Origin of the sequence: Aeromicrobium endophyticum (assembly GCF_003586285.1) — a bacterium.
Classification (GTDB): Bacteria; Actinomycetota; Actinomycetes; order Propionibacteriales; family Nocardioidaceae; genus Aeromicrobium; species Aeromicrobium endophyticum.
Window position 1 is genome coordinate 65607 of sequence record NZ_QUBR01000001.1, and the last position, 25803, is coordinate 91409.

28 protein-coding genes are annotated in these 25803 nt (G+C 69.6%); 10 read left to right on the top strand and 18 right to left on the bottom strand.

The features are described from left to right. The first annotated feature begins 147 nt into the window (after nucleotides 1-147). The 4 genes from DX116_RS00355 (at nucleotide 148) to DX116_RS00370 (ending at nucleotide 3367) form a co-directional block, all read left to right on the top strand. Nucleotides 148-759 carry a hypothetical protein gene (locus tag DX116_RS00355; protein ID WP_119702276.1) on the top strand — a complete coding sequence of 204 codons (612 nt, stop codon included), beginning with the start codon at nucleotides 148-150 and terminating at the stop codon, nucleotides 757-759. A gap of 610 nt (nucleotides 760-1369) precedes the next feature. Beyond that, the gene (locus DX116_RS19720; RefSeq protein ID WP_158591850.1) at nucleotides 1370-1717 is read left to right on the top strand and encodes a hypothetical protein; all 348 of its coding nucleotides are present in this window, start codon (nucleotides 1370-1372) and stop codon (nucleotides 1715-1717) included. 472 nt (nucleotides 1718-2189) lie between these two features. Continuing rightward, nucleotides 2190-2705, top strand: coding sequence for a DinB family protein (locus DX116_RS00365; RefSeq protein WP_119702278.1), 516 nt, complete (start codon nucleotides 2190-2192; stop codon nucleotides 2703-2705). Nucleotides 2706-2746: 41 nt separating this feature from the next. Beyond that, entirely contained in the window at nucleotides 2747-3367 is a 621-nt protein-coding gene (locus DX116_RS00370) for a hypothetical protein (RefSeq protein ID WP_147393539.1), read from the top strand. Nucleotides 3368-3401: 34 nt separating this feature from the next. On the opposite strand, the gene DX116_RS00375 is transcribed toward DX116_RS00370, so the two are convergent. After that, nucleotides 3402-3752 carry a histone-like nucleoid-structuring protein Lsr2 gene (locus DX116_RS00375; RefSeq protein WP_158591851.1) on the bottom strand — a complete coding sequence of 117 codons (351 nt, stop codon included), beginning with the start codon at nucleotides 3750-3752 and terminating at the stop codon, nucleotides 3402-3404. Between the two features lie 500 nt (nucleotides 3753-4252). Between DX116_RS00375 and DX116_RS00380 the strand changes: the two genes are divergently transcribed. Continuing rightward, on the top strand, nucleotides 4253-4996 hold the full coding sequence (locus DX116_RS00380) for a PspA/IM30 family protein (RefSeq protein ID WP_119702281.1): 744 nt from the start codon (nucleotides 4253-4255) through the stop codon (nucleotides 4994-4996). 31 nt (nucleotides 4997-5027) lie between these two features. Continuing rightward, nucleotides 5028-5513 (top strand): DUF2505 domain-containing protein, encoded by a 486-nt coding sequence (locus DX116_RS00385; RefSeq protein WP_119702282.1) that lies wholly within the window; start codon nucleotides 5028-5030, stop codon nucleotides 5511-5513. Here DX116_RS00385 and DX116_RS00390 read toward each other — a convergent pair. From DX116_RS00390 to DX116_RS00405, 4 genes are read right to left on the bottom strand one after another with little or no spacing between them, the layout of a single operon-like run. After that, entirely contained in the window at nucleotides 5510-5806 is a 297-nt protein-coding gene (locus tag DX116_RS00390; RefSeq protein ID WP_119702283.1) for a hypothetical protein, read from the bottom strand. The genes DX116_RS00385 and DX116_RS00390 overlap by 4 nt on opposite strands. A 39-nt stretch (nucleotides 5807-5845) precedes the next feature. Further along, nucleotides 5846-7249: a WS/DGAT/MGAT family O-acyltransferase gene (locus DX116_RS00395; protein WP_119702284.1), complete on the bottom strand. Its 1404-nt coding sequence runs from the start codon at nucleotides 7247-7249 to the stop codon at nucleotides 5846-5848. 41 nt (nucleotides 7250-7290) lie between these two features. Beyond that, a complete protein-coding gene (locus DX116_RS00400) occupies nucleotides 7291-8439 on the bottom strand; it encodes an AAA family ATPase (protein ID WP_119702285.1) in 1149 nt (382 codons plus the stop codon). A 1-nt stretch (nucleotide 8440) separates the two neighbouring features. Beyond that, on the bottom strand, nucleotides 8441-9007 hold the full coding sequence (locus tag DX116_RS00405) for a hypothetical protein (RefSeq protein WP_119702286.1): 567 nt from the start codon (nucleotides 9005-9007) through the stop codon (nucleotides 8441-8443). A gap of 201 nt (nucleotides 9008-9208) precedes the next feature. On the opposite strand from DX116_RS00405, the gene DX116_RS00410 reads away from it, so the two are divergent. Beyond that, entirely contained in the window at nucleotides 9209-9460 is a 252-nt protein-coding gene (locus tag DX116_RS00410; protein WP_119702287.1) for a helix-turn-helix domain-containing protein, read from the top strand. On the opposite strand, the gene DX116_RS00415 is transcribed toward DX116_RS00410, so the two are convergent. After that, nucleotides 9444-9947 (bottom strand): hypothetical protein, encoded by a 504-nt coding sequence (locus DX116_RS00415; protein ID WP_147393541.1) that lies wholly within the window; start codon nucleotides 9945-9947, stop codon nucleotides 9444-9446. The two genes, DX116_RS00410 and DX116_RS00415, sit on opposite strands and share 17 nt — an antisense overlap. 109 nt (nucleotides 9948-10056) lie before the next feature. Between DX116_RS00415 and DX116_RS00420 the strand changes: the two genes are divergently transcribed. Continuing rightward, entirely contained in the window at nucleotides 10057-10674 is a 618-nt protein-coding gene (locus tag DX116_RS00420; protein ID WP_119702289.1) for a LysM peptidoglycan-binding domain-containing protein, read from the top strand. Next, nucleotides 10671-11165, top strand: a complete 495-nt coding sequence (locus DX116_RS00425) for an Rv3235 family protein (RefSeq protein WP_119702290.1) — start codon at nucleotides 10671-10673, stop codon at nucleotides 11163-11165. The genes DX116_RS00420 and DX116_RS00425 overlap by 4 nt, the downstream gene beginning before the upstream one ends. A gap of 139 nt (nucleotides 11166-11304) precedes the next feature. Here the strand turns inward: DX116_RS00425 and secA are convergent, their stop codons facing one another. From secA to DX116_RS00485, 12 genes are all read right to left on the bottom strand, one after another. Then, the gene (gene secA, locus DX116_RS00430; RefSeq protein WP_119702291.1) at nucleotides 11305-14037 is read right to left on the bottom strand and encodes a preprotein translocase subunit SecA; all 2733 of its coding nucleotides are present in this window, start codon (nucleotides 14035-14037) and stop codon (nucleotides 11305-11307) included. A 63-nt stretch (nucleotides 14038-14100) separates the two neighbouring features. After that, nucleotides 14101-15321: a winged helix-turn-helix domain-containing protein gene (locus DX116_RS00435; RefSeq protein ID WP_119702292.1), complete on the bottom strand. Its 1221-nt coding sequence runs from the start codon at nucleotides 15319-15321 to the stop codon at nucleotides 14101-14103. A 13-nt stretch (nucleotides 15322-15334) separates the two neighbouring features. Further along, nucleotides 15335-15997 carry a response regulator gene (locus DX116_RS00440; RefSeq protein ID WP_233556516.1) on the bottom strand — a complete coding sequence of 221 codons (663 nt, stop codon included), beginning with the start codon at nucleotides 15995-15997 and terminating at the stop codon, nucleotides 15335-15337. Between the two features lie 43 nt (nucleotides 15998-16040). Next, nucleotides 16041-16670, bottom strand: a complete 630-nt coding sequence (hpf, locus tag DX116_RS00445; RefSeq protein WP_119702293.1) for a ribosome hibernation-promoting factor, HPF/YfiA family — start codon at nucleotides 16668-16670, stop codon at nucleotides 16041-16043. Nucleotides 16671-16784: 114 nt separating this feature from the next. After that, nucleotides 16785-17471: a ComF family protein gene (locus tag DX116_RS00450; protein ID WP_199715870.1), complete on the bottom strand. Its 687-nt coding sequence runs from the start codon at nucleotides 17469-17471 to the stop codon at nucleotides 16785-16787. Nucleotides 17472-17529: 58 nt separating this feature from the next. Beyond that, on the bottom strand, nucleotides 17530-19284 hold the full coding sequence (locus tag DX116_RS00455; protein WP_119702294.1) for an LpqB family beta-propeller domain-containing protein: 1755 nt from the start codon (nucleotides 19282-19284) through the stop codon (nucleotides 17530-17532). Then, the gene (gene mtrB / locus DX116_RS00460; protein WP_119702295.1) at nucleotides 19281-20810 is read right to left on the bottom strand and encodes an MtrAB system histidine kinase MtrB; all 1530 of its coding nucleotides are present in this window, start codon (nucleotides 20808-20810) and stop codon (nucleotides 19281-19283) included. Before mtrB ends, DX116_RS00455 begins: the two co-directional genes overlap by 4 nt. A gap of 10 nt (nucleotides 20811-20820) precedes the next feature. Further along, on the bottom strand, nucleotides 20821-21519 hold the full coding sequence (mtrA, locus tag DX116_RS00465; RefSeq protein ID WP_119702296.1) for an MtrAB system response regulator MtrA: 699 nt from the start codon (nucleotides 21517-21519) through the stop codon (nucleotides 20821-20823). Nucleotides 21520-21618: 99 nt separating this feature from the next. Next, the gene (gene ahcY / locus DX116_RS00470; RefSeq protein WP_119702297.1) at nucleotides 21619-23046 is read right to left on the bottom strand and encodes an adenosylhomocysteinase; all 1428 of its coding nucleotides are present in this window, start codon (nucleotides 23044-23046) and stop codon (nucleotides 21619-21621) included. 133 nt (nucleotides 23047-23179) lie between these two features. Further along, nucleotides 23180-23350, bottom strand: a complete 171-nt coding sequence (locus DX116_RS00475) for a Trm112 family protein (protein ID WP_082556339.1) — start codon at nucleotides 23348-23350, stop codon at nucleotides 23180-23182. A 232-nt stretch (nucleotides 23351-23582) separates the two neighbouring features. Continuing rightward, nucleotides 23583-24947 (bottom strand): phosphomannomutase/phosphoglucomutase, encoded by a 1365-nt coding sequence (locus tag DX116_RS00480; protein WP_199715871.1) that lies wholly within the window; start codon nucleotides 24945-24947, stop codon nucleotides 23583-23585. Continuing rightward, entirely contained in the window at nucleotides 24944-25273 is a 330-nt protein-coding gene (locus DX116_RS00485; RefSeq protein ID WP_119702298.1) for a DUF3499 domain-containing protein, read from the bottom strand. Before DX116_RS00485 ends, DX116_RS00480 begins: the two co-directional genes overlap by 4 nt. Before the next feature lie 48 nt (nucleotides 25274-25321). On the opposite strand from DX116_RS00485, the gene DX116_RS00490 reads away from it, so the two are divergent. Further along, the gene (locus DX116_RS00490) at nucleotides 25322-25795 is read left to right on the top strand and encodes a metallopeptidase family protein (protein WP_119702299.1); all 474 of its coding nucleotides are present in this window, start codon (nucleotides 25322-25324) and stop codon (nucleotides 25793-25795) included. Nucleotides 25796-25803: the final 8 nt, after the last annotated feature.

Below are 25803 nucleotides of genomic sequence, written 5' to 3' on the forward strand. Positions count from 1 at the left end.
TCTGTTGTGCGCTTCGGTAGTCCACCGGTCCAGTACGTCGACTTGATTGTCTACTTGGACCCTCTTGAAGCGCTCCAAGTTAGCCATTTCTCGTCGCTACGCGAAGCATGGCGCGAGGAGTACCCCACAACCAACGAGCTTCCTCCGATGCGCCCGCACAACCGCGCTGGAGACGAGTCGTCAATTTTTCCGATCACCCAGGCATGGCCGCTTCCCTACCTCAACTTCACACGCGAGGACGACCGCGGCACCCTCGGCTTCCAAAGCGACCGCTTCGTTGTGTCCTGGTCCTTTTCAGAGGGCGTCAACGATTATCCAGGCTTCGATGCGCTGGCTCAGGACCTTGAGTCCAAACTCGATCAGTTCATTGCCACGGTTCGGCGCGAGACTGGACAAGAAGTTTCGTTCTCCGGCTCCGAGTGCGTGTACCGCAACGCGATCACCGAGGTTTCGGGCGAAGAGCTAGCCGTAGGAGTACTGACTCGGTGGTCTGGAATGTCGTCCGTCACAGCCTTACATACTCAGTACGCGGGCGTACGCATGCACTTTTGCACAGACGAAGACATGGAGGGATGCTCCGTCACCCTCAGCGTGGACGTAGACGATGACGGACCTTCGCTGACTCTAGACTCCGAGCGCGATTTGGAGGTCGACGAGCAGCTTCCGTTGGGTGGGCTTCAGGTTGCCCATGACCAACTGATTAGAAAATTTCTCGAGTACACGAGCGATGCTATGCAGAAAAGGTGGGAGAGGCAGTGACTGCGTACGCACGAGGACGCTCCTCAATTTGGGCTCCTGCGAACACTGTCCACTTCGTTCAGACCTTCGGCCCGCGGAAGCGTCCGATCAGCCGGCACCATCGACACAAGGACGTCGACTGGCGAGACGATCCTTCCTACGGTTACGCCTCTCAGACGTTGGCGCGCCTCACCAGGCAGTTGCGCAGCGCAGGTGACACCGTGCCAACCTCGGAAGCTCGTGCGGAGTTGATGCACGCACTGCGTCAAGGCTTGGCAGTTGACACCATCTACCCGACGATCGCTGACGATCAGATGGGCGGCTTGGTGGCGGAGTGGCGGGCAGACATGCGCCGGATAACCGTGGACGTTGACAGTGATGGAGACCTCCTGATATCGGTCCACGGGGCCAAGGGGCAACTTCTGTATCGCGGCGAGTCGCTCTCGGAACTCCGGCGCCACTTGCGTGATTTCACCGCTTACGTGTCGAATGCCAACCCCGGATGGCGAGCGCTCTTTAGGTCCGGTCGCGAGTTCACCGAACGGTGAGCGACGACCCGCCGTTGGCGGAGCAAAACGACAGCCTGCTTCGTCGCATCCGAAAGATCCCAACTCACACCGTCACGAACTCCGTGACCGGCAAACTGGAGCCTCACGCGGCGTCGCTGGGTTTTGACGATGACGGTATGTCTGTTCATAGCGAAGCCAGACGAGCCGACTCTGAGGTGCCCCGCGACGCGATCTGCGATTGGGACACGCATCACGCTATTGAGTTCCCCGTGGTGTCCGTGCAACCCGAGCTGGCTCGAGTTGTGATATCTCCCGGGGACGACCCTGTCGACAAGCGCTTGAACGAAGCGCACGCCCTCGTGCAGGGACTGGACAAGCCAAAGCCCGGCAAGGTCCAACGTGCTGAAATACGCGACGGCATCATCGACAGCTACCGTTGGGTCGCCGAAGACCCGAACTGTCCAGAGTAGTCCCGCCCACCGACCCCGATACGTCTGTCGCGCAGTAGGCTAGGTCTACCGAACCAGACAGGGCTCGTTGACCCAGATCTCCTCGATGGTGTCGTCGTCGAGCAATGCCTGCAGCGGACCGAACCCCGACACGTCGGCGACGATCTGCCCAACCACGACCTCCGGCTCGTCGAGCGGGCGACGGCACCGGTCAGGCTGCGGGCCTCGTGCTCGGCGATCGCGTCGAGCGCCGCCCGTCGCACCGAGCCCGCGTCGGTGCGCGGATCGATGCGTCGCTGACGCACCAGGTCGCGCACGCGATCGGTCAGTGCCGACGTCGACGACTCCATGCCCGAGCCCTTTCCCCCGAAAGAGTGCTTGGGGGAAGAATCTCGGATCCGGCCGGGATTGTGAAGGGCTGACGCCATGACATGTGGAGAACTTGTCACGGGCGTGACAACTGGCCGCCGAATGTGATGACACGATTCACCCCATGACCTGGCTCTCCCCCGTCCCTGACCCCGTCGACGGCCCGATGGCGGGTGCCGAACGCCCGATCCTCGAGGGCATGCTCGCCCACCAGCGCCGGACGCTGCTCAACATCTGTGCCGACCTGACCGCCGAGCAGCTCGCCCTGCGCCCTCTCGCGACCTCCAATCTGAGCCTGCTGGGCCTGGTGCGGCACATGGCGAAGGTCGAGCGCATCTGGCTGCGCAAGCGGGTCGCCGGCGAGGACGTCGAGCACCTGCACAACTTCGAGGCCCGCGACGACACCGACTTCAACCAGATCGACGCCGCCGACGCACCGGTCGCCGTCGAGCAGCTGCGCGACGAGAGCGCACTGGCCGACCGGGCCGTGGCCTTCACCGACCTCGACCACACCGTCGACGTGCACGGCCACGACATGTCGCTGCGGATGATCTACATCCACCTCGTGCAGGAGTACGCCCGGCACAACGGTCACGCCGATCTGCTGCGCGAGGCCATCGACGGGGCGACCGGCCGCTGAGCCTCGCACGACACGTCGGCGCGACGAGGCATCATGTGCTCATGACGCGTACACGACTGCTCGCCCTCACCGTCGTCACCTCGGCAGCGCTCCTGCTGGGCGGCTGCGGGTCCGACGGCGGCAAGGACGACGCGGCAGACCCGTCGGCGACGACCAGCGCCACTCCCGGCGAAGCCGCGTCGAGCGGGGCACCGACGACCTCGAAGCCGTCGACCAAGCCCACGACGTCGCCCACCCCCACGCCCTCGAACACCCCGGCCAAGCCCGGCACCTACATCGACTACGAGGCGATCAACGAGGACGGCATCCGCATCGCGGCGGCCGCCGACACCAAGAAGCTGACGGGCGCGCCCACCGACTTCAAGGCGTTCGTCGGCACGCTGATCGAGAAGCAGGCGGCCAGCGGCACCGCCGGGTGCAGCGAGGCACCGCTGATCTACGTCACGCAGATCGACACCAACGGCTGGGCGCGCGGCAGCTACTCGATCCCCGGCTGCGGCGGCTCCGGCGCCCTGTGGGCGAAGTCGGGCAGCTCGTGGACCGAGGCATGGTCGGGCCAGTCGCTCGTCGATTGCGCAACCCTCCACCGGTACGCATTCCCGTCGCGACTGGCCGGCGACACCTGCGACAGCGGGGGCGGCACGAAGCCCTACTCCCGCTGACGGCCGTCAGCCCTGGCTAGTTCTGTGCGGCGCTCTAGTTCTGCGCGGCGTCGAACGCCTCGAGCACCTCGGACTTGATGCGTCCGCGCTCGCTGACGGTGTGACCGTTCTCCTTGGCCCAGGCGCGGATGTGCGCGAGCTCTTCGGGCGTGCGGCCGGAGCCCGACGGCTTGCGCGACGTGGACTGCGTGCCACGCGAGCTGGCGCGCGAGGCGACCTTGACGTACTTGTCGAAGGTGGAGCGGAGCTCGTCGGCCTCGGCGTCGGTGAGGTCGATCGAATAGTCCGATCCCCCGATCGAGAACCGGATGGTCTCACCCTGGCCCGGCTCGAGCTCTTCGCCCGAGAGGTCACTGGTGATGACTTCGATGGTCTTCTTCGCCACGGCTTTTCTCCTTGTGATTCGCGATTGTCTTCATCGCAGTATAGGGGCGCGATATCGAGGGTCCCGGGACCCCGTCCTCCTCGATATCTCACGCCAGGGTTATACCCGCCATTGTTCGATCACCGTCACGCCTCTCCAGCCCCCTCGTACCGCGCCGTCACTGGGGATGTGGCCCGTCATTCTGCCAGCGACGACAACCGACGACTGTGCTGAGAAATCGGCCGACGCCGATATTCGCGAGCAGACGCTGAGCCCCAAACACGCCTTACACCGACCCCATTGTGGCGTTATCGACACGATGTAGCGAAATAGCCAGCGCCGGTTTATGGACGACCGTCTCGATTCGAGCCGAACCCACAAGACGGCGAATTCAGAGGCTTTTACGAGGCGTCTTCCGCCGGCTGCCGACCACCGATCTGTTGTCTCGTCACCGGCGATGCAGCAAGATCGAGGACGACGGCATCCCCTAGAGACCGCCGACTGAGCGAAAGTGACGCACCATGGCACAGAAACAGTCCATTCTCGGGCGCATCGGACAGCTGACGCGCGCCAACATCAACTCCCTCCTCGACAAGGCCGAGGACCCCGAGAAGATGCTCGACCAGCTCGTGCGCGACTACACGTCGTCGATCGCCGAGGCCCAGGACGCCGTCGCCCAGACCATCGGCAACCTGCGTCTGGCCGAGGCCGACCACGCCGAGGACGTCGCCGCCGTCAAGGAGTGGGGCAGCAAGGCCATCGCCGCCTCGCAGAAGGCCGACTCGATGCGCGCCGCCGGCCAGACGGCCGAGGCAGACAAGTTCGACTCGCTCGCCAAGGTCGCCCTGAGCAAGCAGATCAGCTTCGAGAACGAGGCGAAGACCGCCGCCCCCCAGATCGCGGCTCAGAACGCGACGGTCGAGCAGCTCAAGGCCGGCCTCATCAACATGCAGGGCAAGCTCGAGGAGCTCAAGGGCAAGCGCGACCAGCTCGTGGCCCGCGCCAAGACCGCCGAGGCCCAGGCCAAGGTGCAGGACGCCGTCTCGTCGATCAACGTCCTCGACCCCACCAGCGAGCTGTCGCGCTTCGAGGAGAAGGTCCGCCGCGACGAGGCGCAGGTCGCCGGTCAGGCCGAGCTGGCGTCGTCCAGCCTCGACGCCCAGTTCGCCGAGCTCGAGGGCGACTCGACCCAGACCGAGGTCGAGGCCCGTCTGGCCGAGCTCAAGGCGCTCGCCTCGGGCAACCAGTCGTCGATCTCCGAATGACGCCGACCCGCTGCTACCAGAGGATCACCCCATGAAGCTGTCCGAGAAGTTCTCCTACCAAGGCTCCGACGTCGACGCGGTCTACGGCCTGCTCGTCGACCAGGCGTTCCGCACCGAGTCGTGCGCCAACCAGGGCGCGACCGACTACGAGGTGACGGTCGTGCCGTCGGGCGAGGGCGCCACCGTCACGATCGTCCGCACCCAGGACGCCGACATGCCCGACTTCGTCAAGAAGCTCACCGGCAGCACCGTCAAGGTCAAGCAGACCGAGGTGTGGAGCGGCCCCGACGGGTCGGGCAACCGCACGGCCGACGTCAAGGTCAGCATCATCGGTCAGCCGGCCGAGATGGTCGGCAAGGCCAAGCTGTTCGCCAAGGACGGCGGCGCCGACTTCACGGTCGACGGCGACGTGACGGTCAAGATCCCGTTCCTAGGCAGGAAGATCGAGCCCGAGGTCGCCAAGGCCATCCGCGCATCGCTGCGCGAAGAGGTCGAGTACGGGATGTCGAAGCTCTAGCGACGCACCAGCTCGATGACGGCGGCGATCTCCTGCGTGGCGAACCACGCGAGGTCGCCGCTGTCGTCGAGGTCGACGTGCAATGACGCGACGTCGACCAGCGACACCGGCCCGTCGGGGTCGTCGACCTCGGCCGCAGCCGCCACGACTCCGTGCTCGGCAGCCTCCTCGAGCGCTGCCAGCTCGTCCTCCTCGTCGGTGGACGCCGCGACGAACGCCTCGGCGGGCGTGACCGCCTCGCCGGCCGCCAGCGCGGCCAGCTCGTCGGCGCTCAACCCCAGATAGACCCTCATGCTCGCCCTCTCACGTTCTCGTCGGTCAGTCGAACCATGTCACGTGCGCGCGGGTCGTTGACGGCCCCGCGGAGCACGGCTGCGCCGGTCGTCGACCGACGTCACCAGCTCGGCCAGGGCGTCCTCGATGCACTGCGCCAGCACGTCGACGTCGGGGATCGCCTCGCGGTCGGCGACGATGCCGAAGAACACCTGACCGTGGTAGGACGTCACGCCGATCGCGACCGCCCGACGTCCGCTGAGCGGGATGCAGGGGTAGACCTCGGCCACGGCATGACCGGCCAGGTACAGCGGGTCCTGAGGGCCCGGCACGTTGGTGATGACGATCTGGTGGTTGCGACCCGCGCCGGCATCGGCGACCCGCGCCCCGACGGCGTGGAACGTCGACGTCGCGAAGCCCGGCAGCGCCGCCAGCTTGTTCGCGGCGACGGCCGAACCGGTCTCGCGGTGGTCCTTCAGCGCATACGACACCTGGTGCAGGCGCACGACGGGGTTGGACTCCCCCACCGGCAGCGACAGCAGGTGCCCGCGCACCTTGGAGCCCAACGAGGTGGGCAGGCCGTCCTTGGCCACGACCGACATGGGCACCATCGCCCGGAAGCTCGTCTTGGCGGTGACCGCCTCGGCCCGGGTGAGCATCCAGCCGCGGATGCCGCCGGCGATGCAGGCCAGGATGACGTCGTTGACCGTGCCGCCGTGCTCGTCGCGGATGCGGCGCAGGTCGTCGAGGCTGACGGCCAGCGAGGCGAAGCGGCGGTGACGGCTGAGCTCGGTCGACAGGACGCTGCTGGGCGCCTGCCCGTCGGCCCCGACGACCGGCAGCTTGCGGGCCAGGCGGCCCAGGTTGTGCTCGGTGACGCGCAGCGCCTCGGCCGGGTGGCGGACGTTGTGGCTCACGGTGTCGACGAGCAGCTCGGCACCGTGGGGCTGGGGCCGCGGGTTCCACTCCTCGTAGGGGATGTCGCGCTCGTGCGCGCTGTCCTCGAGCAGCACCTGCGCCAGGTCGACGGTCTCGGACCCGTCGACGAGCGCCTGGTGCGACTTGAACAGCAGCGCGACGCGTCCACCCTCGAGCCCCTCGATGAGGTAGAGCTCCCACAGCGGACGGTCGAGGTCGAGCCGGCGCGCGATCAGGCGTCCGACCAGCTCGTGCAGGGAGTCGGTGGTGCCGGGGCGCGGCAGCGCCGAGCGTCGGACGTGCAGCGAGATGTCGAAGTTCTCGTCGTCGATCCACACAGGCGTGCCCAGCGCGCCCGGGACCGATCGCGGGATCTGGCGGTAGCGAGGCACCAGGTCGATGCGCTCGTTGATGACGTGGATCAGGCGGTCGTAGTCGAGCGGCTGGTCGCCGGCCTCGAGGATCGCGAGCGAGGCCACCTGGCGGGGCACGGTCGGGGTGTCCTGCTGAAGGAACATCGCGTCCAGCGGGCTCAACCGTTGCATGACTCTCCTCAAGACGACTTGCCAGAGAAGTTACCACCGGGTCAGTGGCGTGACCCCGCGAGCGCGTCGGGCACGGAGACCGAGTCGAGCAGGTGCGACGCCAGCACCTCGACGCGGGCCACGAACGGCGACGACGGCACCGCCTCGCGCGGCGTGCGTCCGCTCATCACGGCGAGATCGAGCCCGGCACGGTCGTACGGCAGGTGGACGACCGGCTCGACGCCGGTGAGCCGCAGGACGGTCGCACGTACCTCGCGCTCGTTCCATCCGAGCGACGAGCGCATCATGTTGATCGCCAGCACCGGCCTCACGTCGGGCACCACCGTCGCCAGGTCGTGGACGGCCCTGACCAGCCGCGACAGGCCGACCGGGTCGGGGCGCCCCAGGACCACGACGGCATCGGCCGACTCGACGACCTGCACGGCCGTCTGGTTGCGTGAGGGCCTTGGCCCGGCGGCCGGCTCGAGCGGTGAGCCCACGTCGGCCACGAGCAGCCGGGTGCGGCCGCGCAGCTCGTCGAGCACACCCTGCAGGGCGCTGGACCTGACCTGCGGCCACATGTCGGCCCGCGGGAGCCCGGTCAGCAGCCGCAGCGACGGATCGATCTCGAGCAGGTGCTCGACGACCTCGCCGGGCCGGCCGTTGTTGACGGCCCGGCAGGCCGCGACGAGCCCGCTGACGTCGTCGAGCACGCTCAGCAGCTGGCCGAGCGTGCCGCCGTAGGTGTCGGCGTCGACCAGCACGGTCTCGATGCCGCGAGCCGCCGCGGACGATGCCAGGCCCAGCGCGACCGTGCTGCGTCCGGGCGCCCCCGCCGGCCCCCAGACCGCCACGAGGGGCGCACGACGGTCGGCGACCGGCTCGGGCTGCGACCACGTCTCACGGGCGATCCGGTCGAGGTCGCCCAGTCGCAGCTTGCGGCGGATGCCCAGCGCCTCGCACCGCCCGGCCTCGGCACCGACGGCCACCACCTGCACGCCGCCTCGCTCGAGCTGGGCCACCGCATCGACGTCGAGGCCTGCGAGCTCGGCCGAGATGATCGCCGCCGAGGCCACGTCGGTGTGGGCGACCGCCAGCAGGTCGGCGACGTCGACGCAGCGGCGCACCAGCCTGAGCACCGGGGACGCCTCGAGCTCGCGGATGGCCGCCTCCTCCCACGCGGCACCGCCGGCCGCGATCACGACGTCCATGTCACGCGATCCTGACGAGAGTGACGTGGCCCGTCGCGACGGTGCTGACCACGTCGGTGCCGAGCTGCGACTCGTCGACGTCGACCAGGACGGTCTGCGACAGCGAGCCGCCCGCCGCGGCGCCCTCGTCGCCCGAGCCGAGCACGCGCACGCCCTCGAGCACGCGGACGGCCTGGCCACCGGGCTCGTCACCAGGCCCCGGCCCCACCCAGACGTCGACCACGTCACCCTTCGCGAGGTCGGTCGGTGCCGCGCCCGCCGCCACGCTGAGCGGCAGCTGGCCGTGCGACGACGAGGCGCGGGGCACCAGCGACTCCTTGCTCACGAGGGAACCCGGTGTCAACGGGTGCGCCCACACCAGCTCGTCGAGCGGCGCGTCGAGCTCGTCGTCGGTGCGCAGGTAGCTGTCGGCCGAGCCGGACGGCAGCCGCACCTTGGCCGGACGCAGGTCGTCGCGCGACACCGCGTCACCGGGGGTCGCAGCGGAGCTGACCGACCAGTACTCGACCCGGTCGTCGCCCGCAGCCGCGAGTCGCGCACCCAGCACCGTGGCCACGAGCACGAGCATCACGCCCAGGATGAGTCTCGGGTCTCGCCACGGCCGGATGCGCAGCCGCGATGTCGTTCCGCCTGACCGTGCAGGCCCCCGCCAGTTCGTCATGGCACGGTTCTACCGATTCCTCCGCCCGCCGTCCAGACCCCCTCGACCTTGTCCACAGATGCCAGCACCTCTGGAACGACTGACACCGGCGCATGGGAAACTGGACCCATGACCTCCCCCGGCCCGCGTTTCCTCACGCTGGCGGACGTCGCAGAGGTGCTCAACGTGACCGTGCGACAGGTCTACGCGCTCGTGCGCTCCGGCGAGCTACGGGGCATCCAGATCGGCGGTCGCGGCCAGTGGCGCATCGAGAACGACCAGCTCGAGGACTACATCTCCCGCCAGTACGCCCGGGCCGACCACGACGCCCGCGAGCTGCTCGACACCTCGGCCGACGACGACGTCACGTCCGACCGCTGACCATCACGATCGCCGTCCACACGACGTCCTGAGCTCGCCCCGACGGCGTCGCCAGGCGCACGAAGTCGCCACCCACCGCGGCGACCGTGCCCTCGCGCGAGCTGCCGTCGACCAGCCGGACGACCACGTCTTCTCCGGCGTCGCGCAGCGCACGGAACACGTGCCCCCAGCCGAGTGACGCCGCCACCCGCCCGGGGTCGTCCGAGCGACGCCCGGACGCGTGCACGACCAGCACGGCATCGGCCGACACCACGTGGTCGCCGCGCTCTGCGCTGATCTGCACCACGTGGTCGTTGGCCAGCGTCACCTCGCCCTCGACCCGCGCACCTCCGAGGATCTCCAGAGCGACTCGGCCGCCCAGCAGCTGTCGCCAACCGGTCTCGGCCCAGGTGCCGTCGCGGAGCTCGTCGACGAGCGCGTCGCGCTCCTCGCGCTCCAGCTCGTCGGCCTGGCCCTCGAGATCGTCGAACAACCTGTCCCATCGCACAGCCGCACGGTATCTCACCGTCCACAGGTGACCGGATGATCCGTTGACACATGTCAGAGAAGGGACTTCGATGTAGTCAAACGTCACCAAACGTCATCAAGAGGCCATCATGCGACTGTCCTGCACCGGCTGGGCGCTCGGCGGGCTGTCGGCAGCCGCGGCCGTCCTGCTCGCACCCGACGTGCCGTCGCTCGCCCATCAGCTGATCGGACCCTCGTTCCCGGACGCCGCGCTCGCCGGGGCGTCCCTGCTGGTGCTGGCCCTCGCCTCGTGGTCGTTGCTGGTGGCCGCCGCCGTCGTGCTGGGTGCCTCGTCGCGACTCGTCGCGGCGATCACCCCGGTCGCCCTGCGTCGCGCCCTGCTGGTCGGCGCCGCCGGCGCGCTCACGATCGCTCCGGCCCACGCCGAGCAGCGGGCCGCACCCGACAGCTCTCCGCACAGCGTCGCGGGTCTCTCGCTGCCCGACCGGCCCGAGGGCGCATCCTCCCGCCCGCCCGCCAGCGCACCTCTCGCAGGACGGGACACGGCCGACCACGTGCGGGTGCGCCCGGGCGACACGCTGTGGGCCATCGCGCGACGCAGCCTGCCGCCCGGGGCCACGACCGCCGAGATCGCCTCGGCCACGGCGACCTGGCACAGGACCAACCGCGAGGTCATCGGGGACGACCCCGATCTCGTCGTCCCCGATCAGCTCCTCGCGCCTCCGTCAGCAAAGGACCTGCCATGAAGATCGCCACCAACCTGCTCGCCCCGGCCACGATCACCCCGTTCACCGGCCCCCAGGCCGAGCCGGTCGAGCCGGCTGCCGGGCAGATCCCGCTCCCGTTCCCGGGGATGGCACCGGTGCTGCCCGCACCGGTCGAGCGTGGCGACGCGCGGGTGATCCGCGAACGCTCGGCGCGCTTCATGCAGGCGCTCGTCGAGGTGCTGTCGGGCGAGCGGCCCGTGCGTCAGATGGCCGCATGGATGGCGCCCGACGTCTACGCGCAGCTGACCGCTCGCCTCACGCTGCACGCCCGCGTGCCGCTGCGGGCCCGGTCGGGCCGCGGCGCGCGCGTCGTGTCGGTGCACGTCGCGATGGTCCACGACGAGGCCGCCGAGATCGCCGGCCGCATGGTCCACCGCGGACGCTCGCGAGCCATCGCCGTCAGGCTCGAGCTGCAGACCACCCACCGCGGCCAGCAGGCCTGGAAGTGCACCGCCCTCGTCTGGGCGTGAGAGAAAGCACGCTAGCCCGCCCGCCCCATGGAGGTGACCATGGGCCGAGCGAGCGCAGCGAGCGAAGGCAGGCGCCCAGGCGAAGCCTGGCCGCTGCGAGGTACGAGCAGCGGAGGCGGCGACGAAGGAGCCGCGCGCCTCAACGGTTGTTCTTGCGGGACTTGCGCTGCTGCTTGGTCTTCTGACGCGCCTTGTTCTTGGCGTTGGCCACGCGGCGCGCCTCGGTCTCGGGCGACTCGTCCTCGATCGTCTCGCCGTGCACCTCGACGTCGCCGTCCTCGCTGGGTGCCGAGTACGACAGGTTCTGCGGCGCGGACTTCACGCCGAGGCCCTTGGCCGACAGCTGCATCGTCTCGTCGGCGTCATCGTCGTCGGTCTCCTCGACCTGGACGTCGAGGTTGAACAAGAAGCCGACGGACTCCTCGGCGATGCCCTCCATCATGGCGGAGAACAGCTCGAAGCCCTCGCGCTGGTACTCGACCAGCGGGTCGCGCTGCGAGTACGCCCGGAGCCCGATGCCCTCGCGCAGGTAGTCCATCTCGTAGAGGTGCTCGCGCCACTTGCGGTCGAGGACGCTCAGCACGACGCGACGCTCGAGCTCGCGCATGACCTCGGGGCCGAGCTCGGACTCGCGGCTCTCGTAGGCCTTCAGCGCGTCCTCGGCGATCGTGGCCGTCAGCGACTCGCGGCTGAGACCCTCACGGCCGCCTGCCTCGTCCTCGACCTGCTCGATCGTGACGCCGACCGGGTAGAGGGTGCCGAGAGCGGTCCACAGCTGGCCGAGCTCCCACTCCTCGGGGAAGCCCTCGGTGGCGCCCGTGACGTAGGCGCCGGTGACCTCGCCGATCATCGAGCGGACCCACTCGTTCATGTCCTCGCCCTCGAGGACCCGGCGACGCTCGGCGTAGATGACCTCGCGCTGGCGACTCATGACGTCGTCGTACTTGAGGATGTTCTTGCGGGTGTCGAAGTTCTGCGCCTCGACCTGCGCCTGCGCCGAGGCGATGGCTCCCGTGACGCGCTTGTTCTCGATCGGCACGTCGTCGGGGATCTTCATGGTCTGCAGCACCCAGTTGACCCAGTCGGCCTTGAACAGGCGCATCAGGTCGTCCTCGAGCGAGAGGTAGAAGCGGGTCTCACCGGGGTCGCCCTGACGCCCGGAGCGTCCGCGCAGCTGGTTGTCGATGCGGCGCGACTCGTGGCGCTCGGTGCCGATGACGGCCAGTCCGCCGGCGTCGGCGACCGCGACCTTCTCGTCCTTGACCTGCTGCTCCATCTGCTTCAGGGTCTCGGGCCACGCCGCCTCGTAGGCCTCGGAGTCCTCGAGCGGGTCGAGGCCCCTCTTGCGCAGCGCGGCGTCGGCCAGGAACTCGACGCTTCCGCCGAGCATGATGTCGGTGCCTCGGCCGGCCATGTTGGTCGCCACCGTGACGGCACCCTTGTGCCCGGCCATCGCGACGATCGCGGCCTCGCGGTCGTGCTGCTTGGCGTTCAGCACCTCGTGCGGGATGCCGCGCTTGGTGAGGTGCTTGGACAGGCGCTCGCTCTTCTCGACGCTGGTGGTGCCGACGAGGATGGGCTGGCCGGTGGCGTGACGCTCGACGATGTCCTCGACGACCGCGTTGAACTTGGCCTCTTCGGTGCGGTAGACCAGGTCGGGCTGGTCGATGCGCGCCACGGTGCGGTTGGTGGGGATGGGCACGACGCCCAGCTTGTAGATCTTGTCGAACTCGGACGCCTCGGTCAGCGCCGTTCCGGTCATGCCGCTGAGCGTGTCGTAGAGGCGGAAGTAGTTCTGCAGCGTGATCGTGGCGAGGGTCTGGTACTCCTCGCGGATGCGCACGCCCTCCTTGGCCTCGATCGCCTGGTGCAGACCCTCGTTGTAGCGACGCCCGTCGAGGATGCGGCCGGTGTGCTCGTCGACGATCAGCACCTCGCCCTCGATGACGACGTAGTCCTTGTCGTTCTTGAACAGCTCCTTGGCCTTGATGGCGTTGTTCAGGAAGCTGATGAGCGGGGTGTTGACGGCGTCGTAGAGGTTGTCGATGCCGAGCTGGTCCTCGACCTTGTCGATGCCCTCTTCGGTGACCGAGATGGTGCGCTTCTTCTCGTCGACCTCGTAGTGGACGTCGATCGTCATGGCGCCGACGATCTTGGCGAACTCGCCGTACCACTTGACCTCGTCCTCGGTGGGTCCCGAGATGATGAGCGGGGTGCGCGCCTCGTCGATCAGGATCGAGTCGACCTCGTCGACGACGGCGAAGTTGTGCCCGCGCTGCACGCAGTCCTCGATGTCGTCGGCCATGTTGTCGCGCAGGTAGTCGAAGCCGAACTCGTTGTTGGTGCCGTACGTGATGTCGGCGGCGTACGACTCGCGGCGCTCGCTGGGCGTCATGCTGGGCAGGATCTGCCCGACGCTCAGGCCGAGGAAGTGGTGCACGCGGCCCATCCACTCGGCGTGGTACTTGGCCAGGTAGTCGTTGACCGTCACGACGTGGACGCCCTTGCCCGAGAGGGCGTTGAGGTACGCCGGGAGCGTCGAGACGAGGGTCTTGCCCTCACCGGTCTTCATCTCGGCGATGTTGCCGAGGTGGAGGGCTGCACCGCCCATGATCTGGACGTCGAAGTGCCGCTGGCCGAGCACGCGGAACGCGGCCTCGCGCACCGTCGCGAAGGCCTCGGGCATGAGGTCGTCGAGGGTCTCGCCCGCGGCGAGACGGTCGCGGAACTCCTGGGTCATCCCCTGCAGCTCGTCGTCGGTCATCGCGCGGAACTCGTCCTCGATCGCGTTGACCTGCTTGGCGATGGCCTCGAGCTGCTTGAGGACCTTGCCTTCGCCCATGCGAAGGATCTTGTCGATGACCTTGGGCACGAAATGCACTCCTGGAACGGCGGTGGCCACACAGCGGCAACTGATGCGGACGGATAAGCCTTGTCAGTCTAGGCCAGAGGTCAGGCAGGTCGTGAGTTCCCCGGCCAGATCACCCTTGACGGGCGGTCGGACGGCGTCGAGACCGAGCCATCCAGCCATCAGCCGCAGCTCGGCGGCGAGCTCGGCCGCGGTGTGGTCGGGCGCGTGCGACTCCGCCCACGCGCCGTGGACGACCAGCACCCCGGCGCGCCGGTCGGCCTTGAGGTCGACCCGCGCGACGAGCCGGTCGCCGAGCAGGAACGGCAGGACGTAGTAGCCGTGCACCCGCTGGCTCTCGGGCACGTAGATCTCGATGCGGTAGCGGAAGTCGAACAGCCGCTCGGCGCGTGTCCGCTCGAAGACCAGCGGGTCGAACGGGCTGAGCAGGGCCCGGGCCCGCACCGCGCGCGGCCGCACCGCATCGCGGTGCAGGTAGGCGGGCCGGTTCCAGCCGGCGATCGTGGCCGGCAGCAGCTCGCCGCTCTCGACGAGATCGGCGATGGCGGCCCGCGTGGGGGCCGGGTCCATGCGGAAGTAGTCGCGCAGGCACTGAGGCGTGGCCACGCCCAGGGCCGACGCGGCGTGCGCCACCAGCAGCCGGTGGGCCTGCGCGTCGTCGATCGGCGGCGCGTCGAGCTGAGCCGGCGGGATGACCCGCTCGGGAACGTCGTAGACCCGCTCGAAGGCCGCGTTGCGCCGGGCCGCGGTGACCTCGCCCTTGAAGAACAGGTACTCGAGCGCCATCTTGACCTCGGACCAGTTCCAGCCCCAGTGCCCCGTCTCGCGCGGCACGTCGTGCTCGATCTCTCGGGCGGTCAGCGGGCCGCGGTCGCGCACCTCGTGCAGCACCCACTCGACGAGCTCGGGCTTGTCGCGGCCGATGCGTCGCGGCCCGCCCCACGCCTTGGTGTCGGCCGTGTCCATGCGGAACCGGAACGCCTGCCACAGGCGCACGTCGACCAGCGCGGCCTCGTGGGCCCAGTACTCGAACAGGCGGCGCGGTGGGCGGGACGAGGCCCGGTGCAGCAGCTCGACGTCGTACGCCCCCAGCCGCGAGTACAGCGGCATGTAGTGCGCGCGCTGCAGCACGTTGACCGAGTCGATCTGGAAGAAGCCGAGGCGTTCGACGACGCGCGCCACGTGCCGAGCCGTGACGTCGCCGTCGACACCGGGCCGCGGACGGGTGAATCCCTGGGCCGCCAGTGCGACACGGCGGGCCTGCAGGACCGAGAGGTGCTGGGTCACGACGGGGCGCCTGTCAGGGCATGTCGTCGACGAGCTTGCTGCGCACGGCGTACATCGCCGCTTCCATGCGCGACTTCATCTGCAGCTTCTCGAGGATGTTGCGGATGTGGTTCTTGACCGTGTTCTCGCTGATGAACAGCTCTTCGGCGATCTCTCGGTTGCTGAGGCCCCGTGCCACGTGGCGCAGCACGCCCAGCTCGCGCGGGGTGAGGTTGGTGGTGGGTGCCGGGCTCTTGGACATCTGGACGAACTCGTCGAGCAGCTTGGTGGCCATGCTGGGGCTGATGAGCGACTGCCCCGAAGCGACCAGCCGCACCGCCTCGGCCACCTGCTCGTAGGTCGAACCGTCCTTGAGCAGGTAGCCCGAGGCGCCGCTGCGGATGGACTCGTACAGATCGGACTCGTCGTCGCTCGCCGTCAGCATGATGATGCCGGTGGTCGGCGACATCTGCTTGATCGCGGCACAGACCTCGACCCCGCTGCGCCCAGGCATGCGCACGTCGAGCAGGACGACGTCGAACGGGTTCTCGGCGACGAGCTCGAGGGCCTTGTCGCCGTCGTCGACCTCCTCGAGCTCGAGGGTGTCGTCGGCGCCGAGGACCATCTTGACGCCACGCCTGAACAGCTCCTGGTCGTCGACCAGCAGGACGCGGATGCTGTCGGCCCGGGAAGTCACGCCCTGATCATGCCACGGAGCAGGCCCAGATGCGCGCGTTGACTCATTCGACGACGTCGAGGTGGATCACGCCGTAGTCGTAGCCCCTGCGCAGGTAGACGACGCTGGGTCGCATCGAGTCCTTCTCGAGGAACAGGTAGAAGTCGTGGCCGACGAGCTCCATCTCGTACATCGCCTGCTCGAGCGTCATGGGCGTGCCCTGATGAGTCTTCTCGCGGACCACGAGCGGACTCTCGCCCTGGACGTCGATCGGGCCGGCCTTGGTCCACGGCACCTCGTCGGACGACGACTCGTCGGTGACGAGGTCCTCGACCGGCAGGGAGGCCGTGGCCTCGGACACCGAGATGGGCCGCTTGTCACCGTGGTGGATGCGCTTGCGGTCGACGGCCTTGCGCAGCCGCGACTCGAGCTTGTCGATCGCGGCGTCGAGGGCCGAGTGCTGGTCGGTGGAGCACGCCTCGGCCCGGACGGCGGGGCCGCGGGAGCGCAACGTCATCTCGACCTTGGCGGCCTTGTCGTGCTGGCGGGGGTTCTTCTCGTGGGTGACCTCGACCTCGACCCGGTTGATCTTCTGACGGGAGTCGTACTTCTCGAGCCGGAGGAGCTTTTCCTCGACGTGCTCCCGGAAGCGCTCGGAGATCTCGCTGTTGCGACCGTTGACGACAATTTCCATGTGGACTCCTTGTGTCGTTGTCACGCTTCTGGAGCGCTGCTTCATGCCATGTCTAGGACGTTAGTCCACCCCGTTGCCGGAGACCAGTCTTGGCCCGAAGTTCATCCGCACGTCTCAGGAACGACGCGGCGTGGCAGCGATCACGGCGATGCCGACCGGCCGTCGCCCCGCCGCCGTCAGCGCCCTGACCGCCTCGGAGGCGGTCGCGCCGGTCGTCCAGATGTCGTCGACCACCACGATCTGGCGCGGCGACGAGCCGCTGCGCCGACGCGCGACCAAGGCGCCGTCGAGATTGGCGCGACGCCCCTCGGCGTCGAGCGCGGCCTGGTCCTCGGTCGTGCGGGTGTAGCCGAGCGCCTGCACCACGACGGTGTCGATGCCGGCACCACGCAGCAGCGCCGCCGAGGCCCGCGCCAGCTCGTCGACCAGATCGGCGCCTCGCGCCCGCCTGCTGCGTCGTGACGTCGGGACGGGCACCAGCGCCACCGGCAGCGCGCCGCGGACGTGCGGCACCACGGCCGCGGCCAGGTGGTGCCGCAGCACGTCGGTGAGCCGCGAGACCCCCTCTTCCTTCCAGGCCAGGATCGTGCGGCGCAGCGCTCCCCCGTTGGCGCCCGCCGCCACGACGCCGATCTCCCGGGGATGCCTGAGCGCCCGCGGCACCACGGCGGGTCGGACCGGCACCGGGTCGGGCCGCAGCTCGAGGCCGCAGGCTCGGCACAGCATCAGGGCGGGGCCCCCGCACCCCGCGCAGCGGGCGCCCAGCAGCAGGTCGGCGGCCGGGACGATGAGCTCTCGCACCCCTCGAGCCTCCCCGCCCGCCGTGGGCCGCGCCAGCGCCCCGACGTCGGCTGTGGACTCAGCGCCCGATCGTCAGCGCCGTGGTCGGCGGGGTGTCGAGCAGCCGCCACGACCCTCCGGGCGGCAGGAACCACAGGCGCCTGCGCCGGTCGGTGACGTAGAGCAGCGGCGACCGGTCCTGGCCGATCGCCAGGGTGTCGGCGCCGACGTCGGGCAGCAGCGATCCGCTGCGGGAGACCTGGCTGGTCGTCTCGGAGCCGTCGATCGTGACCTGGTAGATCTGTGCGCCGACCTCGCTGTCGCCGAGGAACGCCAGCTCGGTCGTCGAGGCCCACGACGCCGACCGCGGGGACCGCGCCGTGGTCGCGACCCGCGCGGGGTCCTGCAGGGAGGCGATCCGGTCGGTGGCGTCGCGCACGACCCGTCCGACGTAGAGCGCCCGACCGTCCTGGCCTCTCGTGCTGACCGCGTAGCGCGCCCCGTCGGGCGACAGCTTGAAGTCGGTGATGCCGAGACCGGCCAGGCCCGGCGCGGGGACCACGGTCACGTCGTCGTCCTCGGCGACCCTCACCCGCACCTGCCCCGACGGGCGGTCGACCAGCCACAGGAGGTCGTCGGAGTCCCAGTCGGGCCCGACGAATCCGTCGCCGCGGATCGTGCGGGCCTGCTTGCCCTGGCGGGACGTCAGGCGCACCGCGTCACCGCCCGGCAGCACGCCGGCGATGCCCGACTGGGCCACCGCGATGCGTTCGGCGCCCCGGGCGTCCTGGCCCCAGGCGCCGCTGACGGGCTCGACCTCGCCGTCGTCGGCCTCGACGACCCGGTCGTCGACCACCGCGTAGGCGCGATCCCGTGCCGTGCTGGGCCCGAAGCCGCCCCAGGCCTGGACCGGCTGCACCTCGTCGCCACCGGCCGTCAGGGCCGTCGACCCGCCGACGACCTGCACGGCCTGGACGCCCGGCACCTGACGCAACGTCCAGACCAGCTGGGCCGAGAGCCGGTCCTGCGACGAGGTGGACAGGTCGGAGAAGTCGTCGGTGAACTCGACGTCGGCGACGCCCTGCGACGAGACGGGCACCGAGGGCCTCAAGGCCGTGCGGGCCGGCATGAACGTGCGGGTCGCGGTCTGGGCGTCGGCGGCAGGTCCGCCGGCCAGGCTCGCCGTCAACGTCGTCGCCAGCTGGTCGCCGACGACGAGGTAGACCGGATCGGGGACCAGACGGCGTCCGGGCCGGTCGAAGAAGTAGAGGTCGAACGACCGGAAGTAGTCGGTGAAGAACTTCTGGTTGACCAGCAGGCCGTCCTGCGGGTCGGCGATGCGCCACTGTCCGTCGACCTGCTCGAGCGTGTAGGTGATGGACCCCGGAGCCTCGACCCCCGTGTAGCGGCCCTGACGGTCGAGCCGCGCGTCGTCGGTGAACCCCAGGCGCACCGTGACCGACCCGTCCGAACCGGCGGCCGAGCCACCGTCGGGAGCGGCCTGCACACCCGCGACCTCGGGCTGGGAGTAGATGCGCACCTGCGTCGCCGGCTTCCAGCCACGAGCGGCCTGCGGAGTGAGGAAGGACGCGGCCGTGCGCGAGGACGCCGGGAACGCCAGCATCGCGTCGAGGTAGCCGCGCACGATCTGCTCGGGCGAGGCGCCCGCCAACGGTCGCGCCGGCGTGTAGCGCACCGCGCTCTGCCCGAGGTCGTCGGCGGCGGCGACCTTGGTGACCGGTCCGGACGACGGGATGCCGGCGCACGCCGACAGCACCAGTGCCACGACGACGACCCCGACCGCCCTGGCCGTCGTGACCCTCGCGCGGCTCATGCGTACACCGAGTCGATCGCCGGGTGCTTGGCCGAGCCGTCGGGCTTCGGCACCGTGAGGATGAACTCGCTGCCCTCGCCGGGCCGCCCCCAGGCCTGGAGGGTGCCTCCGTGCAGGGTGGCGTCCTCCCGCGAGATGGGCAGGCCCAGCCCGGTGCCGCCCTGCGTGCGTGCCGGGTCGGCCCGCCAGAACCGGTCGAAGACGCGCAGGTTCTCGTCGCCGTCGAGGCCGACACCGAAGTCGCGGACGGCCAGCGACACGGACTCGGCGTTCTGGGCGACCTCGATCTCGACCACGTCGGACCCGCTGTACTTGGCGGCGTTGGCGAGCAGGTTGCGCACGATCCGGTCGATGCGCCGCATGTCGGCCTCGACGACCGCGGGGGTGTCGGCACCGACGAGACGCACGCGGATGCCGGCGCGCTCCAGCAGCGGGCTGCGGGCCGCGTCGCGAGCCACCTGGGCCAGGTCGACGGGGTCGAGCTCGAGGCGTGCGGCGCCGGCGTCGAACCGGCTCAGGTCGAGCAGGTCGGACAGCAGGCTCTCGAAGCGGTCGAGCTCTCGCTTGAGCAGCTCGGCCGATCGCGCCGTCTGGGGGTCGAACCGCTCGCGCGAGTCGTAGAGCACCTCGCTGGCCATCTGCACCGTGGTGAGGGGCGTGCGCAGCTCGTGCGAGACGTCGGACACGAACCGCTGCTGCAGGCGCGACAGGTTCTCGAGGCGCCTGATCTGGCTCTGCAGGCTGGCGGCCATCTGGTTGAACGACGTGCTGAGACGGGCGATGTCGTCCTCGCCGCGGACGTGCATCCGCTGCTCGAGGTTGCCGCTGGCGTAGCGCTCGGCGATGCGGCGCGCGAGTCGCACGGGGTCGAGCACCTGGCGCGACACCAGCCAGGCGACGCCGCCCACCATCACGACCATCGCCAGGCCGCCGAGCAGCAGGGCGCGCCGGACGAGGTCGAGCGTCTCCTGCTGGTCCTCGAGCGAGAACAGGTAGAACAAGGCATAGGTGTCGCCGCTGCCGGGCGCGCGCAGCTGGCTGCCGACCACGACGGACGGCTGGGTCGACGACGAGCCGAGCAGCGCCAGGTCGGAGTAGCGCCAGAACGTCCCCGAGCCCGACCGCACGGCGTCGGCGAGGTCGGCCGGCACCGAGCCGGGCTCGACGGCGGCCGACGACCTGACGGGCACCTGGCCGTCGTCGGTCAGCAGCGGCCCCTCGAGCACGAGCTCGTAGGTGCGCTGGGCACCTCGCGTGCGGGTGAGCGAGTCGACCATCTGCGTCAACACCTGCGACTGGGTCGACTGCTCGGTCTCGACGGTGGCATCGAGCTGCGTCTGCGCGTAGTCGAAGCCCGAGCGAGCCTCGGAGACGGCGGCCTCGCGGCGGCCGTCGGCCAGCCCGTCGGCGACGTCGCGCAGCAGGGCCCAGCCCGTGAAGGCGACCACCAGGGTGCTCAGCACGATCGTGCTGGTGACGACCCTGGTCTGGATGGACCGACGCCAGATCCGCACGAGACGGCCCATCAGACCACCGTCATGAGCCGGGGAGGATGGCCTGGTAGCCGACGCCGCGCACGGTGCGGATGACCCGCGGGTTCTCGGCGTCGTCCTCGATCTTGGAGCGCAGACGGGTCATGTGGACGTTGACGAGCTTGGTGTCGCCGGGGTGGTGGTAGCCCCACACCTTCTGCAGCAGGGTCTCGCGGGTGAAGACCTGAGAGGGATCGCTCAGCAGGCAGGCGAGCAGGTCGAACTCGAGCGGCGTGAGCTCGAACGGCTCGCCGTTGCGCGAGACCGTGTGGCCGGCCGGGTCGAGCACGATGTCGCCGAACTCCAGCGGCTCGGCCAGCTGGTCGGAGCGCCGGAGGCGGGCCCGCACCCGCGCCACCAGCTCGGTGTTCTTGAAGGGCTTGGTGATGTAGTCGTCGGCGCCGGCCTCGAGCCCCGCCACGACGTCGGGGGTGTCGGCCTTGGCCGTCAGCATGATGATCGGCACGGCCGACGTCGCGCGGATCTGCCGGCACACGCTCATGCCGTCGAGCCCCGGCAGCATCAGGTCGAGCAGCACCACGTCGGGCTTGAACTGGGCGAACGCCGCCATGACGCGATCGCCCGACCGGCACACCGCCGTGGTGAGTCCCTCGCCCTCGAGGACGATCGTCAGCATCTCGGCCAGCGAAGCGTCGTCGTCGACGACCAGCACACGGTCGCGCTTCGTCCGTCGATAGCTCATGCGCCCTGCTCGCTCATAGGCACTCCATCATACGGAGCCGCAACAGGCACGAGCGCCGAGGACGGGTCCTCGGCGCTCGTGATGGGGTCGTTCTCGTGCTCAGTAGCGGTACAGATCGGACTTGAACGGTCCCTCGATCGGGACGCCCAAGTACGCGGCCTGCTCCTTGGTGAGCTCGGTGAGCTCGACGCCCAGGGCGTCGAGGTGCAGGCGGGCGACCTCTTCGTCGAGGTGCTTGGGCAGCACGTGGACGCCGAGCTCGTACTCGTCGGCCTTGGTGAACAGCTCGATCTGCGCCAGCACCTGGTTGGTGAACGAGTTCGACATGACGAACGACGGGTGGCCGGTGGCGTTGCCGAGGTTGAGCAGGCGACCCTCGGACAGCACGATGATCTTCTTGCCGTCCTCGAAGATCCACTGGTGGACCTGGGGCTTGATCTCGTCCTTGACGATGTTGGGGATCTTGGCCAGGCCGGCCATGTTGATCTCGTTGTCGAAGTGGCCGATGTTGCCGACGATCGCCTGGTGCTTCATCTTCTGGAAGTGCTCGACCGTGATGATGTCGAAGTTTCCGGTGGTGGTGATGAAGATGTCGGCGGTCTCGACGACCGACTCGAGGCGCTTGACCTCGTAGCCGTCCATCGCGGCCTGCAGCGCGCAGATGGGGTCGATCTCGGTGACGATGACGCGCGCACCCTGGCCGCGCAGCGACTCGGCCGAGCCCTTGCCGACGTCGCCGTAGCCGCAGACGACGGCGACCTTGCCGCCGATCATGACGTCGGTGGCGCGGTTGAGGCCGTCGATCAGCGAGTGGCGGCAGCCGTACTTGTTGTCGAACTTGCTCTTGGTGACCGAGTCGTTGACGTTGATCGCCGGGAACAGCAGCGTGCCCTCGCGGAAGCGGTCGTAGAGGCGCAGGACGCCGGTGGTGGTCTCTTCCGAGACGCCCTTGATGTCCTTGGCGATGTTCGTCCAGTGCTGCGGCTTGTTCGCGACCGAGCGGGCCAGCACGCGCAGCACCTCCTTGAACTCCTCGTTGTCGGTGCTGTCCTGCGAGGGGACGACGCCGGTCTTCTCGAACTCGACGCCCAGGTGCAGCAGCATCGTGATGTCGCCGCCGTCGTCGAGCAGCACGTTGGGTCCGCCCTCGGCGAAGTCGAAGACCTTCTCGGCCTCGTCCCAGTACTCGGCCAGCGACTCGCCCTTCCAGGCGAAGACGGGGGTGCCCTTGGGATCGTCCGGGGTTCCGTCGCGACCGACGACGACCGCGGCGGCAGCGTGGTCCTGGGTCGAGAAGATGTTGCAGGTGGCCCAGCGGACGTCGGCGCCCAGCTCGACGAGGGTCTCGATCAGCACGGCGGTCTGAATCGTCATGTGCAGCGAGCCGGCGATGCGGGCTCCGGCGAGCGGCTTGCTCTTGCCGTAGCGCTCACGCATGGCCACCAGGCCCGGCATCTCGTGCTCGGCGAGGTCGATCTCCTTGCGACCGTACTCCGCGAGGGAGAGGTCTGCGACGTTGTAATCCATGCCCCTAGCCTAACGCCGAGCGGCTGCTATGGCCGAATCAGAACGGGCTCCTGCGTGTGAGAAACGGCGCGTCGTGGCAGCGGAACCTCGCCGCGGCTCGCTCGTTCGTCCCTCAGGGATCGTCGCGCTGCGGTCAGGCCAGCGAGCGCGCCTCGTCGACGAGCATGACGGGGATGTCGCGGCGCACGGGATAGGCCAGCGCACACGCGTTGCACACGAGCTCGCTGGCGTCGTCGTCGACGAACAAGGTGGCCCGGCACTGCGGGCACACGAGGATCTCCAGGAGCGCAGGGTCGAGGTTCATGACGCCAGCCTAGTGGGCGCGGTCGCCGGGGGGCCGCTGGCGGCTACCGGGCCTCGTTCGCCAAGGGGGCCGCCAGCGGCCGACTGCGAGCGCAGCGAGGCGAACCACCCAGGACGCCAGGATCGCTCGACCCCGATCTGCCACCACGCCTCGCCGTCCGGCGGCTTCGCCGCGCGACGCTCACGGTCGCTGCGCTCCCTGGCGCGCTCCGGCGTTCGCTCGCAGAGCTCGCTCAGCCTCCGCGGATGATCGCGAGGACGTCGTCGCGCACGGCGGCCATCGTGGCCTCGTCGTCGCCCTCGACGTTGAGGCGCAGCAGCGGCTCGGTGTTGGACGCGCGCACGTTGAACCACCACGTGTCGGCCGTCACCGTGAGGCCGTCCATCGTGTCGTGCTCGAGGTCGGCGTACGTGGTGGTCAGCCGCTCGAGGATCGCCGGGGCGTCGTCGACCGTGCTGTTGATCTCGCCCGAGGCGGCGTAGCGCTCGTACTGGGCCATGAGCTGCGACACCGTGCCGTCGGTCTCGGCGAGGGCGGCCATGACGTGCAGCGCCGCGATCATGCCGGAGTCGGCCAGGAAGAAGTCCTTGAAGTAGAAGTGGCCCGAGTGCTCCCCGCCGAACACGGCACCCGTGCGCGCCATCTCGGCCTTGATGAGCGAGTGGCCCACCGGTGTGCGCACAGCCGTGCCGCCGTTCTCGGCGACGATCTCGGGGACGGCCTTCGAGGTGATGACGTTGTGCAGGATCGTGGCACCGGGCGAGGCGATGAGGGCGCGGTGCGCGATCAGACCGGTGATGGCCGACGGCGACACGACGGCCCCCAGCTCGTCGACGACGAAGCACCGGTCGGCGTCGCCGTCGAACGCCAGGCCGATGTCTGCGCCCGTCTCGCGGACCGTGGCCTGCAGGTCGACCAGCGTCGCGTGGTCGAGCGGGTTGGCGTCGTGGTTCGGGAACGTGCCGTCGAGCTCGAAATACATCGGCGTGAGGTCGACGTCGAGGGAGGCGAACACCGACGGCACGGTGTGACCGGCCATGCCGTTGCCGGCGTCGGCGACGACCTTCAGGCGGCGGCCCGCGGGGACGGGGACGATCTGGTGCAGGTACTCGGCGTAGCGGGTCAGCGCGTCGCGCTGCTCGTACGAGCCGCTCGGCTCGGGAAGACCGGCGCCCCGCAGCAGCGTCGTCGCGTGCTCGGCGATCGCCGACAGGCCCGTGTCGTAGCCGATGGGCTTGGCGCCCGCTCGGCACAGCTTGATGCCGTTGTACTCGGCCGGGTTGTGGCTGGCGGTGATCATCGCGCCTGGGACGTCGAGGTCTCCGGAGGCGAAGTACAGCAGGTCGGTCGAGGCCAGACCGATGCCGATGACGTCGGCGCCCTGCGTGCGGACGCCCTCGGAGAACGCCTCGACCAGGGCGGGCGACGTGTCGCGCATGTCGTGCCCGACGACCGCGGCACCACGACCGCCGTCGATGCCGGTCTCGACGGCGAAGGCCGCGCCGAGGGCGCGGGCGAGATCGGCGTCGAGCTGTTCGGGCGAGAGGCCGCGCACGTCGTACGCCTTGACCACCTGCTCGAGGCGGGGATCGATCACGGTTCGGGCCTCACGAGTCGTAGGGAGGGAGGTCCGTCGGGCGCGGGGGGCGGCGGCTTGCCGGCCTCGCGGACCGCGTCGGCCAGGGCGAGCAGGTCGTCGCGGCTGGGCTCGGCCGCGTGGGGGTCGGGGGCGAGGCGCAGCACGCTCCACCCTTGGGGAGCCGACATCCGCTGGGCGTGCAGCTCGCAGAGGTCGTACGTGTGCGGCTCGGCGTAGGTGGCCAGCGGGCCGAGGACCGCGGTCTGGTCGGCGTAGACGTACGTCAGCGTGGCCACGGCGGCCTGCGAGCACGTCGAGCGCGTGCACCGTCTCACTGTTCCCACGTGGCGAGGCTAGCGGGACGTGCCGCACGACCGCGTTAGGCTCACCGCATGGACGACCGCAGGGACGCCGGCACGACGTCGCGCTGGGGCGGCGTCGTGAGCGGTCCGCGCCCCGGCAGGATGCGCGACCGACGCGGTCGCGGAGCCCGCGGACCCATGGCGTTGCCCGGGCCCCTGTCACCGCGCAGCGTCCCGGCCCACCGCCCGTCCCGCGAGTCGTTCGACCTGCTGGTCGGCGAGGTGCTCAAGGCGCTCGAGCAGCACTTCACCGTCGAGCCCGACCACGTCGAGGTCGTGGTCGAGGAGGCGCCCCTGCTGCCGCCGGAGTGGACCGACGAGGTGCCGCTCAGCATCGCCGCCGCCACCGCGGAGGGGCATCGCATCCTGCTGTTCCGCATCCCCATCACGCACCGGTGCCTGACCGATCGCGATCTCGAGGACGTCGTGTGGTCGGTCATCCTCGACCGGCTCGCCGAGGTGTGGCACATGTCGCCCGACGACCTCGACCCGCGCCCGCGCTGACGTCCCGC